Annotated in this window: 19 protein-coding genes and 1 tRNA gene; 8 read left to right on the top strand and 12 right to left on the bottom strand. The window is 65.5% G+C overall.

Features of this window, described 5'->3' with window-relative positions; genetic code table 11:
* Positions 1-18: 18 nt before the first annotated feature.
* The 6 genes from ACZ50Z_RS22625 to ACZ50Z_RS22600 all read right to left on the bottom strand — a co-directional run bounded on the left by ACZ50Z_RS22625 (position 19) and on the right by ACZ50Z_RS22600 (position 4273).
* Positions 19-330, bottom strand: coding sequence for a DUF2694 family protein (locus ACZ50Z_RS22625; RefSeq protein ID WP_008262605.1), 312 nt, complete (start codon positions 328-330; stop codon positions 19-21).
* Positions 327-644 (bottom strand): ESX-1 secretion-associated protein, encoded by a 318-nt coding sequence (locus ACZ50Z_RS22620; RefSeq protein WP_464485560.1) that lies wholly within the window; start codon positions 642-644, stop codon positions 327-329. Before ACZ50Z_RS22620 ends, ACZ50Z_RS22625 begins: the two co-directional genes overlap by 4 nt.
* A 50-nt stretch (positions 645-694) precedes the next feature.
* Positions 695-2128, bottom strand: coding sequence for a DUF4226 domain-containing protein (locus tag ACZ50Z_RS22615; RefSeq protein ID WP_464485559.1), 1434 nt, complete (start codon positions 2126-2128; stop codon positions 695-697).
* 130 nt (positions 2129-2258) lie between these two features.
* A complete protein-coding gene (locus tag ACZ50Z_RS22610; protein WP_464485558.1) occupies positions 2259-2621 on the bottom strand; it encodes a DUF4226 domain-containing protein in 363 nt (120 codons plus the stop codon).
* 48 nt (positions 2622-2669) lie between these two features.
* Positions 2670-3488 (bottom strand): C40 family peptidase, encoded by an 819-nt coding sequence (locus ACZ50Z_RS22605; protein WP_464485557.1) that lies wholly within the window; start codon positions 3486-3488, stop codon positions 2670-2672.
* Positions 3485-4273 carry a helix-turn-helix domain-containing protein gene (locus ACZ50Z_RS22600; protein ID WP_464485556.1) on the bottom strand — a complete coding sequence of 263 codons (789 nt, stop codon included), beginning with the start codon at positions 4271-4273 and terminating at the stop codon, positions 3485-3487. Before ACZ50Z_RS22600 ends, ACZ50Z_RS22605 begins: the two co-directional genes overlap by 4 nt.
* A gap of 144 nt (positions 4274-4417) precedes the next feature.
* On the opposite strand from ACZ50Z_RS22600, the gene ACZ50Z_RS22595 reads away from it, so the two are divergent.
* From ACZ50Z_RS22595 to ACZ50Z_RS22580, 4 genes are all read left to right on the top strand, one after another.
* Positions 4418-4834: a WhiB family transcriptional regulator gene (locus ACZ50Z_RS22595; protein ID WP_464485555.1), complete on the top strand. Its 417-nt coding sequence runs from the start codon at positions 4418-4420 to the stop codon at positions 4832-4834.
* Positions 4835-4925: 91 nt separating this feature from the next.
* On the top strand, positions 4926-6308 hold the full coding sequence (locus ACZ50Z_RS22590) for an acyl-CoA dehydrogenase family protein (protein WP_464485554.1): 1383 nt from the start codon (positions 4926-4928) through the stop codon (positions 6306-6308).
* 60 nt (positions 6309-6368) lie between these two features.
* Positions 6369-7364, top strand: coding sequence for a pirin family protein (locus ACZ50Z_RS22585; RefSeq protein WP_464485553.1), 996 nt, complete (start codon positions 6369-6371; stop codon positions 7362-7364).
* Positions 7351-7680 (top strand): GNAT family N-acetyltransferase, encoded by a 330-nt coding sequence (locus ACZ50Z_RS22580; protein ID WP_464485552.1) that lies wholly within the window; start codon positions 7351-7353, stop codon positions 7678-7680. Before ACZ50Z_RS22585 ends, ACZ50Z_RS22580 begins: the two co-directional genes overlap by 14 nt.
* 132 nt (positions 7681-7812) lie before the next feature.
* Here ACZ50Z_RS22580 and ACZ50Z_RS22575 read toward each other — a convergent pair whose 3' ends face one another.
* The 5 genes from ACZ50Z_RS22575 to ACZ50Z_RS22555 all read right to left on the bottom strand — a co-directional run bounded on the left by ACZ50Z_RS22575 (position 7813) and on the right by ACZ50Z_RS22555 (position 12904).
* Complete coding sequence (locus ACZ50Z_RS22575) at positions 7813-8214, bottom strand: hypothetical protein (protein WP_464485551.1); 402 nt, start codon at positions 8212-8214, stop codon at positions 7813-7815.
* Between the two features lie 79 nt (positions 8215-8293).
* Positions 8294-10216, bottom strand: a complete 1923-nt coding sequence (locus tag ACZ50Z_RS22570) for a TNT domain-containing protein (protein ID WP_464485550.1) — start codon at positions 10214-10216, stop codon at positions 8294-8296.
* A 214-nt stretch (positions 10217-10430) separates the two neighbouring features.
* Positions 10431-11033 carry a GNAT family N-acetyltransferase gene (locus ACZ50Z_RS22565; protein WP_464485549.1) on the bottom strand — a complete coding sequence of 201 codons (603 nt, stop codon included), beginning with the start codon at positions 11031-11033 and terminating at the stop codon, positions 10431-10433.
* A 48-nt stretch (positions 11034-11081) separates the two neighbouring features.
* Positions 11082-12644 (bottom strand): long-chain-fatty acid--ACP ligase MbtM, encoded by a 1563-nt coding sequence (gene mbtM, locus ACZ50Z_RS22560; protein ID WP_464485548.1) that lies wholly within the window; start codon positions 12642-12644, stop codon positions 11082-11084.
* Positions 12641-12904, bottom strand: a complete 264-nt coding sequence (locus ACZ50Z_RS22555) for an acyl carrier protein (RefSeq protein WP_464485547.1) — start codon at positions 12902-12904, stop codon at positions 12641-12643. Before ACZ50Z_RS22555 ends, mbtM begins: the two co-directional genes overlap by 4 nt.
* A 263-nt stretch (positions 12905-13167) precedes the next feature.
* Between ACZ50Z_RS22555 and ACZ50Z_RS22550 the strand changes: the two genes are divergently transcribed.
* The gene (locus tag ACZ50Z_RS22550) at positions 13168-13626 is read left to right on the top strand and encodes a DinB family protein (RefSeq protein ID WP_464486359.1); all 459 of its coding nucleotides are present in this window, start codon (positions 13168-13170) and stop codon (positions 13624-13626) included.
* A 66-nt stretch (positions 13627-13692) separates the two neighbouring features.
* Positions 13693-14052, top strand: coding sequence for a nuclear transport factor 2 family protein (locus tag ACZ50Z_RS22545; RefSeq protein ID WP_464485546.1), 360 nt, complete (start codon positions 13693-13695; stop codon positions 14050-14052).
* Positions 14053-14127: 75 nt separating this feature from the next.
* On the opposite strand, the gene ACZ50Z_RS22540 is transcribed toward ACZ50Z_RS22545, so the two are convergent.
* Positions 14128-14210, bottom strand: a tRNA-Leu gene (locus tag ACZ50Z_RS22540).
* Between the two features lie 253 nt (positions 14211-14463).
* Here ACZ50Z_RS22540 and ACZ50Z_RS22535 point away from each other — a divergent pair.
* Positions 14464-16089, top strand: coding sequence for a DUF3662 and FHA domain-containing protein (locus ACZ50Z_RS22535; RefSeq protein WP_464485545.1), 1626 nt, complete (start codon positions 14464-14466; stop codon positions 16087-16089).
* A gap of 124 nt (positions 16090-16213) precedes the next feature.
* Complete coding sequence (locus tag ACZ50Z_RS22530; RefSeq protein WP_007771646.1) at positions 16214-16681, top strand: FHA domain-containing protein FhaB/FipA; 468 nt, start codon at positions 16214-16216, stop codon at positions 16679-16681.
* The last annotated feature ends 5 nt before the right edge of the window (positions 16682-16686 follow it).

Raw genomic sequence — 16686 nt, 5'->3', positions numbered from 1 at the left:
GAAATCCGTGCGGGCCGGCTAGCGCCCGCCGTTGCGGCGGCGCAGCTTGTGCGCCAGCAACTTCTCAATGGCGGCATCGAGGTCTCGTGGGGTAGGAACCTCGGCGGAAGGGGTGTGTCCTGCCGCGACGATCTCGTCGCGAATCTCCAGCAACGCCTTGAGGCACGACACATCGGCGGTGAGCACGATACCCTGGGCCAGGGTCTCGGCATCGGTTTCCATCGCCTCTTCGCTCAGCGCCACGCTGTGCATATATCCGCCGCGGCAAGAGCGGACCAAGATGTGCCCACTCGGGTGAACGGTGTCGAAAGCGGGATTCGCGTCGGTCATCGACCGGGGTCGACGACGTCGCCGAACTTGCGTGCAGCCTCCTGCTCGTGCTGTTCCCACATCGTCGCCGATACGGTCAATTGGTCGGCCAAATCGGCGTGGTCAGCGGCCTGCTGCTCATAACACTGGCGTCGCAGCTCCAGCAGCTCGCGGCCGGCATCGCGAAGCTCACTAAAGATCGGCCCGAGCGAATCGAGGCTCTCCTGGATCGCGGCGTGCGACGACGGAACGGTGCGCAAGTATTCCGAGGTGTCCTGATGATGCGCGGCGGCCTGACGTAAGTGCGCGGGCACCACATGTATCGAATCTGCCATCCGCTGTCTCCTGTTGACGACCGCCGTATGTGTCGGCGAGTTCATTTTTCTCAGCTGGTCGACGAGGTTGCCGGCCGGGTAGGTGTCGGGGGTTCAGGCGTGGTCGGCGTGGTCGCGGACGCGGCCGCCGCCGGCGGATGCTCCCAGCCTAGAAAGTTCGGTCCGCTCACGGTGGCGATGTGCTGAATTTGGCCATCAAGGAGCGCCTTATCGGGGCCAAGGGCAAGGGCGTGACGGTCCGTGAACATACCGATGTCGCCAGGTCCTAGCTGTAGGGCGTCGATCGGGTTGGCAACCGCCGTTCCCGGTGGCGGAATGGTCATTCCCTGTTGGTGAAAGGCTTCCGCGATCGGCGTTCCGCCGACGGCCGCCTGGATCGCCGCTGCCAACTGCGGGCTGGCGGCCGTCACTGTTTCGCCGTCGGGCAGCGTCACCGGTGTCGGGCCGGCCGAAGGCTCGTCGGACGACACGCTCTGTGGGTCATCGTTCTCCGCGTCGGGGCCCTCGCCGGCGTCGTGCGCGCTCGCATCTTCCTCTTGGACGTCCGGTACTTCTTCATCGGCCAAATCCTGCAGCGCCGGATCGCTTCCGGCGTCCCGCGAAGAGGGAAGGCCGCCGGGCGCTTCCCATCCCGCCATGGAGGCGGGCATCGTGCCCAGACCAGGGAGCGGCCCGCCACCGAAGTTGGGCATCGGGGGCGCCATCGGCGTTTCCGTCGCCGGCACTGTCGGGGCGCCCGCCGCCGGACCGTCCCCGGGCCACAATTCGTCATCGTCGGCCAACATCGAGTCCAGCAGTGGATCCCAGTCGGAGACGAGATCGCTTGACTCGTCGGCCGCATCACCGCCGGGCGCCGTCGGCGGGTGCTCGCCCGGCCGATGCGGTTCATTCTTGGACGCGTCGTAAAGCGACGTCCACGCGGCCATCAGCGCCGACTTCGACGTGTCGTCCAGGCTGGCGTTCAGCACCACCGCGCGAATGTCTCTGAGCTTGCCGATGAGGAAACGTTGGAAATCGCGCGCTCCCGCCGGAGTGTCCAGGTCTGACCTCACCCGTACCGCGGCTTCGGTTTCTTGTTGCAACTTGGTGAGCGCTTCTCTGCCGTCGACCGCACTCAGGTGCGCGTTCAGGATCGCCGATACCACTTGCATATCCAGTTGCGAACTGGCCGAGTTCTGCTGTGCGAGAGCGGCTTCGGCGCTCGCGATGGCGTCCGCGGCCGCGCCCGATTCGTGATCCGGCGGTGTCGCGGTCCCCTCAAACGGTCGCCCCGTGGGCGAACCGCTCGCTGGCGCGGGCCCGAACACGTCCGCGTGCTGTCGGCGGATCTTGCGCGCGATGGCCTCGAGTTGGTCGGTGCGCGTGGTCGGCGTGATCACGGCTGAGACTTCGGTCGGCGCCAATCCCGTCTGCCACGCGTTGGGATCACCGGTGCGATCTCGGACGTCTTTGACCGTGGCCAACAGGTCGTCGTAGGCCGACATCAGCCGTACGGGCGGCGCTGCAGCGGCCCCCGCTGCGGGACGTGACGCGACCCCTCCATGTCCGGCGACAGTACTCAGCGCCGTTCCTGCCGACAATTCACTGAGATACATGGTTGTGGACTAGATCGGGTTAAGCGCTGCCGCCGGTGTACTGCGCCCGAAGGTTTTCCAACACAACCTTTTTCGCGTGAGCGAGTTCGCGCGCCCCGGCCACAACCGCGGCGATCTCGCGGCGCTTGTCCAGCAGAAACTTTTGAAACTCGCGCGCCCCCATAGGTGTATCCACGGCGAGGTCGGCTTGCTGTACGACGGCGTGGTCGATCTGTTCGGCGATGGCGTCCAGCCGCCGGACGCTCTCGCGCGCGGCGGTGTGAGCGGTATTCAGTACGTCCGTGAGCACGAGGTCGGCTTCGGACGCGGCGCCGTGCTGACTCGCCAGCGTTGATCGCCGTGCCTCGGCGGCCTCTAACGAGGGCCCGGGTTGTTCCGGCATCGGCTCACCCTTCTCGTCGTGCCCGCTGCGTCGGGCGAAGTCGGCATGTCATATCGGTCGGCGGATCGCAACGTTGTTGCCCATTCGGCTTATTCGCACCGACGCGCCCGCGTACGGCGCCTCGACGACCAGGTTGTTGCCGATGGCGAGCTGGACGTGACCGGCGTGCGGAAAGACCAGATCACCCGGACGCACCTGTGCGCGAGGCACTGGGATGCCGTCGTTGATCTGCTGATATGTGGTGCGGTCCAAGTGAATACCGGCCCGCGCGTAACTCCACTGAACGAGCCCGGAACAGTCGAACGACTCGGGGCCGCTCGCGCCCCAGACATAGGGTCGGCCCAGCCGCGATAAGGCCGCCCGCACCGCGAGCGCGGCACGGTCGTTCGACGGCAACCCGAGGCCGCGCCCGTGTCGCAGCCGATACCGCAACGCCAGCAGTGCCGCATGGTGCCGACGCGCACGCAACCTCGCCGATGCGACGTGGGCCCGCTGCGTACGCAGTCGCGCCACGCGGCGGCGCATCGCCTCTCGCTGTGCCAACGGGGTCGACGGGAGTGTCGCGGCGTCGGCGCGGGCCGCGTCGAGGACGTTTCGGGTCAGGTCCCGGGCCTGCGCCCGGTCTCGGTGGGCGCCGGCGAGCACGTCGGTGACGGCGGTGTCGGTCCCGGCCGCCGACGCGAGCCGTTGCCGAGCGTGGTCCACCGCGAGTTGGTAGCCGCCGTGGGCCACTCCGTCGTTCAGCCGGGCCGCCCGGCGCAACAGGCTGCGGTAGTGCGCGGTATCCGCATCCAGGGACGGAGGCGTCGTGGCGCCGGCGAAGAGTTGGTGAGCGCGCCTCAGCGCGTCGAGTTCGGTCTGGCTCACCGGGCCCCCTCGACGCGGTCGTGGCTTGCCTGTTCGTGGCCCGTCGTCTCGACCGCCTCGGTGAAGGCGCGCACGCGGGGGAGGGCGCCCGGCGAAATGACCCCGCGATTGCGGATGTCCCACATCTCGTCGACGTCGACGCCGACCAGCGCGGCGATGATCGTCTCCGGCAACGAGGATTGTGCGCAGGCCCGGTCGAAACGCGCGCTCAGGCTGGCGGGCATCCGCTTCAGCAGGGCAGTGCGCGTTGCCTCCAGAGCCTGCAGATGCTCCATCAGCCGGTCGGTCGAATCGGCGCCCGCGCTCACCGCCACCCGCCAGGAGCTGGCGGCGAGCATCTCCGCCTTCACGCACTGAGCGATCACAGACAGAATATACGTCTCATATTCGTTTGATGTTGTCGCAGGAAGCCGATCGATGACGGATTTGAGGGCATCGAGCTGAGCTTCGGCATACCCTTCCAGCACTTCGGTGTCGCTATGACGGTCGACCACCACCGGTCCGGTGCGCCGCGCCGGCAATGCATCCGGCGGCGGCGCGGCCATCAAGCGGGCCAATTCGGCGTCCGGATCGGCGGCCACCACGAGCCGCGAGTACGTGCCCGGTGGCAGACCAAGCCCGTTTTCAACCTTCTGAACTGTGCTTTTATGCGGTTTACGGGCGCCGCGTTCCAGGAAGCTGAGCCCCATCATGCTGACCCCGGTCGCGGCGGCGAGGTCGGCTAGGGACCAGTCCCGCGACTCACGTAGCGCGCGGATCGCCGCACCGGCCGATTCACGGCTCACCACACGCTCCGGCCATAGGCCGGATAGTACACAGCCACCGTCTCGGATATGCGTATATACGTTTTTATCAATGTTTCTCTTGCGTCAGCCGCCCATCTCTGTATACGCTTTTGCCTACGTTTCACGCTCGACAAGGAGACCGACATGGGACACCCGTGCGCAGCCAACCCGGAGCTTTGGTTCGGCTACCCCGACGACGACGGTGGTGACGGCGCGGCGAAGGCGCGCGCATACGAACGGTCGGCCACCGAGGCGCGCCTGCAATGCCTGCGCCGCTGCCCCCTGGCCCAACAGCGCCGCTGCGCTCAACACGCCATCGCACACCGCGAGGAGTACGGCGTGTGGGCGGGCGTGAAGCTCCCGGGCGGCCAGTACCGCAAGCGTGACCAGCTCGCTCACGCCCACGACGTCCTTCGGCGCATCGCGTCCGGTGAAATCAACGCCCGGCAGCTGCCCGAGAACGCGGCGCTGCTGGCGCGGCACGAGCACGAGTCGGTCGCGGCGGCCGCGGTCGTGTTGCATCTGCCGCTGGCACAAGTCGGGCCTCGTACGGCGGCCTGACGTTGCGACGAAATCCCAGCTCGGCAGTTTGTTGATGCAGTCAACGGGGTAGTCGCGCCAAGACCAGTCTGTCGACTTTGAAGGCGCACCCATGACGTTCGACCTGACCCCGACTGCGGCGCAACACGATCTGGCCAGACGCACGCATGAGTTCGCCGAATCCGTAATACGCCCGGTAGCCCTCGACTACGACCAGCGCCAGGAGTTCCCCTGGCCGGTGCTCGAGGAGGCGGCCCAGCAAGGTTTCTACAGCCCGCTGTTCTATCGCGACCTGATCGGCGATCCGACCGGCATCTCTTTGCCCATGTTCATGGAGGAACTGTTCTGGGGGTGTGCCGGGATCGGGCTGGCCATCGTCATGCCTGCCCTGGCGCTCTCGGCGATCGGCCAGGCCGCGTCCCCGGAGCAGATGCTGGAGTGGGCGCCCGAATGTTTCGGCACCCCAGGCGATCTCAAGCTCGCCGCGCTGGCGATCTCCGAGCCCGAAGGCGGCAGCGATGTGCGCAACCTGCGCACGTGCGCGCGACGCGACGGTGACGATTGGATCATCGACGGCCACAAGATGTGGATCGGCAACGGCGGGATCGCCAACGTGCACGTGGTCAACGCGGTGGTCGACGAGGAACTGGGCCATCGGGGTCAGGCGCTGTTCGTGGTACCCGGCGGTACGCCAGGGCTGAAGCTGCTACGAAAGCTCGACAAGCTAGGCTGCCGAGCCTCCCACACCGCCGAGCTGCTCTTCGAAGGTGTGCGCGTGCCGCGCGCCAACCTGCTCGGCGGGGAAGAGAAACTCGAACACAAGCTCGCCAAGGCGCGCGAAGTGGTGGCCGGCGGAAAACGCTCGGGCTCAGCGACATTGGGAACCTTCGAGCAGACGCGACCCATGGTCGCGGCCCAAGCCATCGGGATCGCCCGCGCGGCGCTGGAGTACGCGACCGCGTATGCCACCGAGCGTGAGGCGTTCGGTGGGCCCATCATCGACAACCAGGGCATCGCGTTCCCGCTCGCGGAACTGGCCACGCAGATCGACGCGGCCCGGCTACTCACCTGGCGTGCGTCTTGGATGGCGGCCAATAACGTGCCTTTCGAACGGGGGGAGGGCTCGATGTCGAAGATGGCCGCCAGCGAGGTGGCGGTCAAGGCCACCGAGCGCGCCATCCAAACCATGGGCGGCTGGGGCTACATCACGGATCACCCGGTGGAGAAGTGGTATCGGGATGCCAAGCTGTACACCATCTTTGAAGGAACCAGCGAGATTCAGCGAATGGTCATCTCCAACGCGCTGGGCGCGGCTGTCGGAACTCCACCGCTGCACGTCGTCCTCGAGCCGTCCGGGGGACCGTTGAACCGGGTCTTCGGGCGGGGCACCCCGTTGCGCTCCCGCGTCGCCGACACCGCTCTGTCGATGCAGGACCGGGTACCCGAGCCCGTCATGCGGCTGGCCATGAAGGTGCTGCGGCCCCCGGGCAAGTGAGCCGGGGGGTACGGTCGCGAATGACGGCGCCGTGCGCTGGCCCGCGACGAAGGATGGACGATGAGCAACCTGGAAGCCGCACCGGCCGAAGTCGCCTGCGCCGCTTCGCAACACCGGGTCAGCCCGTCCAGGGTGGAGGTGCTGCATCCGCGGGAGGTTCCCTTGGGTGGCCCGAGGGCGATCCGGGTGCAACGCACGCTGCCGCAACGCGGGCGCTCGCTGATCGGTGCGTGGTGGTTCATCGACCACTACGGGCCGGTCGCCGCGAGGATGGATGTCCCGCCACATCCGCATACGGGACTACAGACGGTCAGTTGGTTGTTCAGTGGGAAAGTGGAGCACCGCGACAGCGCCGGCGTTCGTGCGGCCGTTCGGCCCGGCGAGCTGAATCTGATGACCGCGGGCGCTGGCATTTGCCATTCCGAAGTGTCGGTTGGGGCGGGGCCCGTCTTGCACGGCGTCCAGCTCTGGGCGGCGCTGCCGTCTTCCGCACGCGACACGGGGCGAGACTTTGCCCACTTCGCGCCCGTCCCGGTCTCGTTGCCGGCTGCCGAGATACGCGTGTTCCTCGGCGAGTTGGCCGGGAGTTGTTCGCCCACAACGACGTTCACCCCACTGCTGGGTGCCCAGCTCGACCTCGAGGCCAATACAGCACTGCATCTCGACGTCGACCCTGCCTTCGAGCACGGAGTGCTCTGCGATGCGGGCGCTGTCCAAGTGGAGGCGACGTCCCTGGCTGTCGCCGATCTGGCATACCTCAGCCCCGGCCGTTCGGAGCTGTATCTGCGCAACGTGGGGGAGCGGCCCGCGCGGGTGCTGTTGCTCGGCGGTACGCCGTTCCCTGAAGAATTGGTGATGTGGTGGAACTTCGTCGGACGAAGCCACGAGGACATCGTCAACTACCGCCGACTGTGGGAGGACGGTGGCGACCGGTTCGGCGCTGTCGAGGGATACCGGGGAGCGCTTGCCCGGCTACCCGCCCCGCCGCTGCCGAGCACTCGGCTGCGGCCTAGACCGATAACCCAACGAAAGGAAAGCGCACATGACAACCGATAAGACCGGCGCGGAAACCACGGTCACCCTTCAGGAGGGCAAATACACGATTGCCGTCGAGGGCAAGACGGTGGGCCTGGCCGATTTCGCCGACCGCGGCGATCAACGCGTCTTCTACCACACCGAAATCGATCCGGCCTACGGCGGACGTGGCTTGGCGACGATCCTTGTCGAGGAGGCGCTCAACGAAGCGCGCGACGAGGGCAAGCGCATTGTTCCGGTGTGCTCGATGATCGGCACCGTGCTCAAGAAGCATCCGGAATTCGACGACATCACCGACCCGGTCACTCCGGAAATCACGCAGTGGGTGCGGTCTTAGGGAGATCGCATACAACACGCAACTTGGAAGGGCTGTCGTACTGACACGGTGATTGCGTAGTACGCGTCTGGTGAGTTGCCGCATGCGATATCCCGTTATTTCGCACTCCAGCGGCACCAGGTAGCCCGCGGGCTAAAGTCCGGCGCTTTTGGCGATATCCAATAACTCGTCAATCGATTTCGTCATTATATGACTGAAGATAGTGGCGTCTCCCGCGACTAGAATCGCGCAGTCACCGTTTAGACATACTTGGATCTTGCCTTCGCCCAATTCCGAAACTTCGATACCGGGGGCATACCCGAGCCGGTAGAGGTCAGCTCCTAATGGCCCAGAAGCCAGCCCTGAACGAGCTAGGGTCGCCCAATCCCAAACAAGATACTTTTCTACAAGGCCGAATGTGGAGAATGTCGCCACGTCACTACGTTTCTGGCCTCGATCGTCGATCACATCGAGTGCCCAGCGATTTTCATCTTTGCGCAGGTGGACAGAATAGTCGGTTGCCTTAAATGCAACTTCATAATCGTCGCGTGCCATCGATATATCCACGCCCGTTAGGCCGGCTTTGGGCGCCCATGTTGACCAAATACTAGACAAGTGTGAGAAGTCTGTCATGTCACCTTATCCGTCGCACAACGCCGAAACGTTCCAACTGCTCCACCGTACCATTTTCGCCGTCCGGTCTAATGATCCGATATTGCTGGCCTCCTCCTGGCTGATGAAACCATGGAGCTGCTTCCGACCCTTCTATATGCCAGCCGGGTGGTAACGCGGCGGGGTCCTGCACAACATATTGGTAAAAAGGCTTGGCAGCACTTTCTGGAGGAAGCGAGAGCTGTGCAAACGGCGTTCCTTCAGGAGCTATGTAAGCCCCTCCCGGGTGGCCGAATCGACTGAGAACTGTGCCCGGAGCGAGGTTGGCGTCCGGAACAACGGTTCCGGGAATCGCATACGGTTTGGTTGGCAATGTGTCGTCCGGATACAACAGGCTGCCGTCGGTTTTGATGAATTCCGGTCCCGGCTCAACCGGATGGTAACCATCGAACAACGGGTGATCTGAGCCTAAGGGCGGCGGCGCCGGGGCATCTGGTGGTAGAGGTACATGACCATCCGGCAGCACAGGTACGTGGGGCCCGGCAGGCGCATGCTCGACGGGTATGTCGCCATGCGCGGCGGGCGGCGCGTGTTCGACCGGGGGTGGCTCGAGAGGGTGAGTGCCCGGAACCGGCTCCCCGGTTAGCGGCGCATGAGACGCCAGGTTCCGTTCTGCGACCTGGAAGTGTTCCTCGGCGCCGGCGAGTGCGCGGGGGAACACGTTGTCGGCCGTCAAACCTTCCAACATCTCGCGGCTGAAAAGCATCTTTACGCCCTGAATGGCCACCTCGCCGCCCGCCTTGAGCGCTGGGGCTCCGACCGCCAGCGTGACGGCAGTAAAAAGTGGTTCGGAAGTCGCTTCCACTTGCCCGGGATCCGGTGTGCGCATGCCGGTCAACTTGCCGGCGTTGAAGGTGTAGTACGTGCCCATGGCTTGATCGAAGAATTCGCCAGTGCCGTTCTTGAGCTGGCCGTAGGCCTGCACAGGCTGCCCGTTGACGTTGTAGGTGAACGTGAAATGCCCGTCGGGGCCGACATTTATCGACGCGGGGTCAACGCCGTTGTAGTCGGGAATCTTGCCCAGGTCGTCGAGAGCACGGGCGAGGTCGGCTTTGAGCTTGGGCAGTTTGGCGCTCGCCGCCTCGCCTTCCGGCGAACCCGGGCCATGGGCATAGAGGTCGGCCGCGGCTTTACTGAGCGCTTCCTGGGCGGCGCGTACCTTGGCCATTTGGTCCACGACAGCCTGATTGGTGGCTTGGCGAATGTCAGCCAGCGCGGCCAGCTGGGCGGGAGAGGGTGGGGCCACGCCGTCAGCATCGGCACCGTGGAGCGGCGCGCCGTCGTACCCTTCGGCGTGAAGGCTGTTCAGCGACTTCTGAAGGCCGTCGGCGTACCCGTTGCGAATCGCCTGTAGCGCGGCAAGCGCGGACTTGGTGTCGCGCAGGGCGTCGTCCTCCAACGTGTTGATGAGGGCGTGCAGCGCGTCCTTTTCACCCGCGCTGAGGCTCTTGTCGTTGTTCAATATGGCGACGGTCTGGCTAACCAAGTCCGAAGTGCTCTTCAGCTGAGAATCTAAGGTTGCAATCCGCGCGGCTCCGGCCTTCTGCGCATCGGCCAGCGCCGCTGCGATGCTTTCCAGGTCCGCGGCGATCTTGGGCAGCTGCAACGACTGCGCCCCTAGGGATTTCGTGACCCGCTGAACTTCGTCAGAATCGTTGATGGGATGGCCGCCGCCGTCACGTTGGTTCCAAGCGGCCTCGAAGCGAGCGCGAGCTTGCTGGAAGGCATTATCGGCCTCGGCCGTACATCGGCCCGCGCGGTGGAAGGTGTCGGCCAGATTCGAAATTTGCAGCGGGCTGCCGGCTTGCAGGCTGGCATTGATCGCCCAGGGGTCGCCGCCGGCCTCGGCGATCAGCGCCCGTTCATCTATATACGGAAGTCCCATGACACCGTCGATGGCTAACTGCTGATACGTATTTCATCGCGGATGGTCCGGCGCCCCTTGGCGCCAGATACAGGCGTCCCGACTCGCTGCGCATGGACCAAACCCTCCTGAGGTGCTCATAAGGGTACTGATGCCGACGCAGCGGTCAATTCACTGCGTATTGGGTGCCACGAAGCGCTATAGAAGTGTTGGTCTGCAACGGGAACAGCGGCGGCTACCGCTGCAGCGCGTACAGCGCCATCCGGCGATTCGGCATGTCGTGTTCGCCGAGGAAGTCGCAACGGAGGAACTCACACAGTCGCCGCACGGTCGTATTGCGATGGTCGGGATCGAACATGATCCGTTGGCAAGCCGGGTCGGCGGCCAAAACGTTGGCGACGATCTTGCGGAGTATCAATGGGCCCAGGCCCCGATTAACCAACTCCTCGTCCGCGATCGCTCCGTGCAGTCCCAAATCGTGTGGCTGACTTTCGTAGCACCGGGCGATGGAGTCCTTCGCCGCCCGGTAGATCTCCAGGTAGGCGCGATCCACACCGTTGATGCTCACGATGAGCGGCCGCGAGTACGCGCCGCTGACCTGGGCCCGCAAGTGATTACGCCAACGCGCCACCGGCCAGTCGTACTCCCAGGTGGCCGCGAGATGTGGCCGGTTCATCCATTCCGCGACCACTTCCGCATCTGTTCCGTCAGGGTCTGCAACGCGAATGGCGCTAGGCGACAGCAATTCCGGCACCGGCGGTGGCGGAACCACGCGGACAGCCTCGGAGATATCCGCGCGCTCACGGGGGAGTGCAGTTGCGGGTACGCCGCTAGTCACGCGAGAAACGTCCTTCTCCCCGCTTTTCGATATAGCTCATCGTGTACGTCAGCTTCCCAGCCGCCGGCCGACCTCCAGCCGCCTGAGCTTGCCCGACGACGTGCGCGGTAACGATCCCGGTGGCATCAACACGACGTCGGCTGGAGTCACGCCGCACACCGAGATGACTCGCTTGATGACGGCGCTGCGGGCGCCATCGTGATCGGATCCCACGAATTCCGCGGCGATGAGCAATCGAGACTGGGCGGCACCGGATTTGGAGCCGACCGCGACCACGCCGCCGTGCCGCACACCATCCACTTGTGCGGCGACTTGTTCGATTTCGGTGGGAAAGATGTTGCGGCCGGCGATCGTGATCACCTCTTTGGACCGCCCGCAAATGACCAGTTCCCCGTCGATGAGATAGCCGATGTCTCCCGTGCGGAACCACTCCGCTGCGTAATCGGGCTCGGCGGCCGCGTCGCCGAAGTACTTCGTCATCATCGATGATCCGCGGATCTCGACTTCTCCAACGGAATCATCCGTTGAGTGGTCCGTCGGGCTGATCCGCAGCTCCATACCCGGAATGGGGCGGCCCAACAGCGCATACCGTTGGCGTGCACCCGATTCCGTTCGCTCGTCGATGCGCAGCCCCTCCCCGCAGGCGGGCATCGTCACGGCGCACGTTGACTCCGCCATCCCGTATGCCGGTGTCGCCGCCGACGCCCGCAGTCCGAACGGGGCCATCGCCGCGGCGAATCGCTGAAACCCCTCGCAGTCAACGGGTTCGCCGCCATTGATGGCAATCCGCAATGCCCCCAAGTCGACGTCCGAAACCCGGCCCGAGTAGCGGCCGAGCATGGAGTAGCCGAAATTGGGGCCGGCGGTGAAGGTGGCCGCGCTGGCCGAAAGCCAATCCGCCCAGCGAAGCGGTGCCGCAGAGAACGCGCCGGTCGGGGCCTGCCATAGCGGCATCCCGCTCAGAACAGCGGTCAACAGGAACGCCAAGCCCATGTCGTGGTAGATCGGCAGCCACGAACACGCCCGGTCGGAGGCGCCATCGAGTTGTAACCGCTCGATGAGGCCGCGCATGTTGTTCAGCACGGCGTCCGGCGCCAGGACCGCGGTGCGGGGATCACCGGTCGAGCCCGCGGTGCCCTGCAGGATCGCCGCCTTCGAATCGGGTTGATTTTGAAGGTTATTCGAGGCAGGAGTGCGGGCGGCCTCGGTGAGGCCGCAGAGCGACAGGCTCGTCTCCGTCTTGGCCAGCGTGTGCAGCGTCGCGCCGTGACTGAATACCGTGCTGACTCCGATTCCGCTGAACCGACCCAGGGTGCTGTGCGCCCACTCGGCCGGGTCGGCGCCGCGTCTGGGGCGGGGCAGAATGGATACGGCGGCGCCCGCCAGCCACGCGCCCTGTATGGCGGCGACCAGTTCGACGGTCGGTTCACCGACGATTCCGACCGCCCCGAGGTGGTCCTGCTGGAGCAAACGCGTTGCGATGCTTTCGGCCATCCCATGGACCTCGGGCCAGGGGCGGGAATTCCATGTGTCGGATTCTTTGTCCAGGACGACCAGGTCATGCGGCGATCGCGTCATCGCTTCGCGCACGGCGGCCGCGAGAACGTTCACGCGTCGATCCCGGCGCCGATCGCGGCCTGCAGGTCGCCGACGGTCGTGCAGGTCAACAGGTCTTCCTCGCTCAATTGCGCGCCGAACCGTTCTTCGATCGCAACCAGGCCGGCGGCAAAGGCAACGGAGTCCATTCCCAGGTCATCGATCAGACGCGTTGTGGCAGTGACGGTTTCGCACTTGAGGTCAAGGTCATCGCGAAGAATGCTGACCAACTGATCGTCGACGGTGCTGGGCGCAGGGGGAGTGGCGGATGTCATGTGCCGGGACCATACCGGGTTGATTTAGGTAAGGCTACCCTCATCGGTATTGTGTGGGTTGTCTCACCGCCGAGGCCGACGCACACGGACCGCCCGAGGCCGTCGGCCGGCCGGAGCTTGCCGAAGGCGACGATTGTCGCACGGGCACAACGACTTTGAACGCCGCGGGTCGGTGACGACTGGCCGATCCGGCTTCGCGATTCCTCCGCTGAAATGATGGTGCCGTGACCGAACCCTGCGCAGAATGCGGTTTCGCTTACGACCTGCGCCGAGCCGCATCCGCCGGCGGTGAGATCCGAGCGCTGACGGCCGACGTGGTTGTACTTCTGTCTAACAACAAAATTGGCGTGCGGTCCCGCGCGCGTCCCGACGTGTGGTCGCCCCTGGAGTACGCGTGCCATCTGCGAGATGTGCTGCTGGTACAGCGCGAACGGGTGCTCGCGGCCCGGCGGACGAACGGTGCCGACTGCGCGTCCATGGGACGCGAGGAGCGGGCCGAGCACGACGGGTACAGCGAACAGGACCCGGCCGAGGTCGCTCGTCAACTTGCCGACGCGGCAGCACTATTCAGCAATGTCCTGGCTCGGTTATCCACCGATGACTGGGACCGAACGGTTATGTACCACTATCCGGAGACCCGCGAACGGTCGCTGCGCTGGGTCGCGGTACACACCGCGCACGAGCTGCAGCACCACCTTCTCGACATTCGCCGCCAACTGTGACGGGAGCGGGCACGGCGCTCGAGAACCGCGCGGCCGGCCGAATTCACCTGCACTACAGTGCCGGCCATGAACGTCGATGCGAACGCCTTCTCCAAACGTTGGGCACAACACTGGAACGCCCACGATGTCGACGCCGTCCTCGACGACTTCCACGACGACGTGGTGTTCACATCGCCCGTCGCGGCCGAACTCCTGCCCGAAACGCAGGGGGTGGTCCGCGGCAAGGCGGCGCTACGCCGGTACTGGATTGCCGCCCTCGAACGCATTCCGGATCTCCGGTTCACCGTGGAAGGCGTCTACCAAGGCGTCAACACGATCGTCATCACCTACCGCAACCAGAACGACGGTCTGGTCAACGAGGTCCTGGTCTTCGACGACGACGTGATCGTCGAGGGCCACGGGACATATCGCCGCGCCGGCTCATAGCGCGCAGTCGGTCGCCCCAAACACGAAAGTCACGACCTCTTGCGAGGTCGTGACTTTTCGTAGCACCGCTCAATGTGGGCGAAGGGGGACTTGAACCCCCACGTCCCGAAGGACACTGGCACCTGAAGCCAGCGCGTCTGCCATTCCGCCACTCGCCCGGAAAAACAACCGATGGACCATACCACTGTAATGGCCCGATTCCCGAACCGCGGCAGCGGGCCTGCAAGCGTCGCGGCACCCTGCGCCGCACGGCGAGCGCGCTCCTGAGCTGCGGGGACACAGCTCTCACGATGTGGAGAGTGCCGCAGCGTCGCGTGGTGCCGATACCATGCGGGAGTGAACCAGCACGCGGGCGATTCGTTTGCCGCGCACCGGCAATACCTTCTGGCAAGTGCAGGCGAACGGTAGGACATGAGTAGCCAACGGGGGCTGGCCGCGCGAATCGAGCGCAAGCTCGAGGCGACGGTGGACAACGCCTTCGCCCGCGTGTTCGGCGGATCGATCGTCCCGCAAGAGGTGGAAGCCCTGCTATGCCGCGAGGCTCGCGACGGAGTTCAGAAGCTTCACGGAAATCGCCTTTTGGCCCCCAACGAATACATCATTACCCTCGGTATGCACGACTTCGGAAAGGTGAGCGCCGATCCGGATCTCACGTCGAGCTCTTTCGCGAGGTACTTGGCTGACTACATCCACGAACAGGGGTGGCAAACGTATGGTGAGGTGGTCGTCCGGTTCGAGCAGTCGTCGAACCTGCGTACCGGCCAGTACCGCGCCCGTGGTGCTGTCAACCCCGATGTCCAGCCCCGCCCGACGGACGAAGACGCCGTCCGGCCACAATCAAATAACGCGTTCGGCGATGAACGAGGAGTAGCACCAATGACTGACAATTCGAGCTACCGCGGGGATCAGGGGCCGGGCCGGCCCGGCGACGAGTACTACGACGACCGCTACCGGCGTCCCCAGGACGACGCGCGCGGTGGCCCGGACCCGCAGGGTGCACCCGACCAGCGGGGGGGATATCCGCCTGAGCAGGGTGGCTACCCACCTCAGCAGGGCTACCCGCCGCGCCAACCCGAGCAGGGCGGTTACCCCGAGCAAGGCGGCTACCCAGCTCAGCAGGGCTACCAAGACCAGGGCGGCTACCAGGGACAAGGCGGTTACCCCGACCAGGGCCAGGGCGGCTACCCGCCCCAGCAGGGCTACCAGGACCAGCGCGGCTACCCCGACCAGGGGCAGGGCGGTTACCCGCAGTCGTATGAGCAGCGCCCGCCCGCGGCCGGCGGATACGGCGGGGGCCAAGGCTACGACCAGGGATACCGTCAGGGCGGCTACGGCCCTCCCGGCGGCCAGCCCGGCGGCCAGCCGGGCTACGGCGGCGGCTACGGCGACTACGGCCGCGGCCCGGCGCGCCAGGACGAGGGCGGCTACGCCCCACCGGAACAGCGCCCCGCCTACCCCGATCAGGGCGGTGGGTACGAACAGGGCTACCAGCAGGGCGGTGGATACGGTCGCCAGGACTACGGCTCTCCCGAATACACCCAGTACGCCGAGCATGCGCAGGGCGCGACATACGGCGGCCAGGGCGGGGGATACCCCGAGGCCGCCAGCCCCGAGTACGACTACGGCCAGCAGGCCGACTACGGCCAGCAGGCGGAGTACGGCCAGCAGGCCGAGTACGGGCAGCCCGCCGACTACGGTCAACAGGCGGGTGGCTACGGCGGGTACGGCCAGGGCGGCTACGGCGCCGCGGGCACCACGATCACCCTTCAGCTCGACGACGGCAGCGGCCGTACGTATCAGTTGCGCGACGGCTCCAACATCGTGGGCCGTGGCCAAGACGCGCAGTTCCGGTTGCCCGATACCGGCGTGTCACGTCGGCACCTGGAGATCCGCTGGGACGGGCAGGTCGCGCTGCTGTCGGACCTGAACTCCACCAACGGGACCACCGTGAACAACGCGCCGGTCCAGGAGTGGCAGTTGGCCGACGGCGACGTCATCCGTTTGGGCCATTCGGAAATCATCGTCCGAATCCACTAAGTCGCTGGGCTCAACGCTGCCGTGCTTCGCCCCGTGTCGACGACCGTCCAAGTATCGTGACGTAGCCGATGTGCTCGGAGTCACGGGCGCCGGGGACACGACGCTAGGACGGAAAGGACGCCAGATGCAGGGATTGGTACTGCAGCTGACGCGCGCCGGATTTTTGATGTTGCTCTGGGTTTTCATCTGGTCCGTGCTGCGAATCCTGCGGACCGATATCTACGCCCCGACCGGTGCCGTCATGGTGCGTCGCGGTTTGGCGTTGCGCAGCACGCTGCTGCCTTCGCGACAGCGCCGACACGCGGCCCGCTATCTGGTGGTGACCGAAGGCGCGCTGGCTGGTGGGCGCATCACTTTGAGCGGTCAGCCGGTGTTGATCGGGCGAGCTGACGACTCCACGCTGGTGCTCACCGACGACTACGCCTCGACCCGGCACGCCCGGCTATCTCAGCGCGGCTCGGAGTGGTATGTCGAGGATCTAGGATCGACCAACGGTACTTACCTTGACAGGGCGAAAGTGACGACTGCGGTACGAGTCCCGATAGGAACGCCAATTCGAATCGGTAAAACGGCGATCGAGTTACGCCCGTGACCCGC

It is taken from the genome of Mycobacterium sp. NTMscope_MAC_269 (assembly GCF_976985695.1).
The sequence above is the reverse complement of the archived record's forward strand: the minus strand, read 5'-3'. Positions and strand labels throughout refer to the sequence as shown.

Excerpts from the sequence above, each read along its gene's own strand:
- ACZ50Z_RS22625 (WP_008262605.1), bottom strand. The coding sequence starts at position 330 with ATGACCGACGCGAATCCCGCTTTCGACACCGTTCACCCGAGTGGGCAC.
- ACZ50Z_RS22620 (WP_464485560.1), bottom strand. The coding sequence starts at position 644 with ATGGCAGATTCGATACATGTGGTGCCCGCGCACTTACGTCAGGCCGCC.
- ACZ50Z_RS22615 (WP_464485559.1), bottom strand. The coding sequence starts at position 2,128 with ATGTCGGCCTACGACGACCTGTTGGCCACGGTCAAAGACGTCCGAGAT.
- ACZ50Z_RS22610 (WP_464485558.1), bottom strand. The coding sequence starts at position 2,621 with ATGCCGGAACAACCCGGGCCCTCGTTAGAGGCCGCCGAGGCACGGCGA.
- ACZ50Z_RS22595 (WP_464485555.1), top strand. The coding sequence starts at position 4,418 with ATGGGACACCCGTGCGCAGCCAACCCGGAGCTTTGGTTCGGCTACCCC.
- ACZ50Z_RS22590 (WP_464485554.1), top strand. The coding sequence starts at position 4,926 with ATGACGTTCGACCTGACCCCGACTGCGGCGCAACACGATCTGGCCAGA.
- ACZ50Z_RS22585 (WP_464485553.1), top strand. The coding sequence starts at position 6,369 with ATGAGCAACCTGGAAGCCGCACCGGCCGAAGTCGCCTGCGCCGCTTCG.
- ACZ50Z_RS22580 (WP_464485552.1), top strand. The coding sequence starts at position 7,351 with ATGACAACCGATAAGACCGGCGCGGAAACCACGGTCACCCTTCAGGAG.
- ACZ50Z_RS22575 (WP_464485551.1), bottom strand. The coding sequence starts at position 8,214 with ATGGCACGCGACGATTATGAAGTTGCATTTAAGGCAACCGACTATTCT.
- ACZ50Z_RS22570 (WP_464485550.1), bottom strand. The coding sequence starts at position 10,216 with ATGGGACTTCCGTATATAGATGAACGGGCGCTGATCGCCGAGGCCGGC.
- ACZ50Z_RS22555 (WP_464485547.1), bottom strand. The coding sequence starts at position 12,904 with ATGACATCCGCCACTCCCCCTGCGCCCAGCACCGTCGACGATCAGTTG.
- ACZ50Z_RS22545 (WP_464485546.1), top strand. The coding sequence starts at position 13,693 with ATGAACGTCGATGCGAACGCCTTCTCCAAACGTTGGGCACAACACTGG.
- ACZ50Z_RS22535 (WP_464485545.1), top strand. The coding sequence starts at position 14,464 with ATGAGTAGCCAACGGGGGCTGGCCGCGCGAATCGAGCGCAAGCTCGAG.
- ACZ50Z_RS22530 (WP_007771646.1), top strand. The coding sequence starts at position 16,214 with ATGCAGGGATTGGTACTGCAGCTGACGCGCGCCGGATTTTTGATGTTG.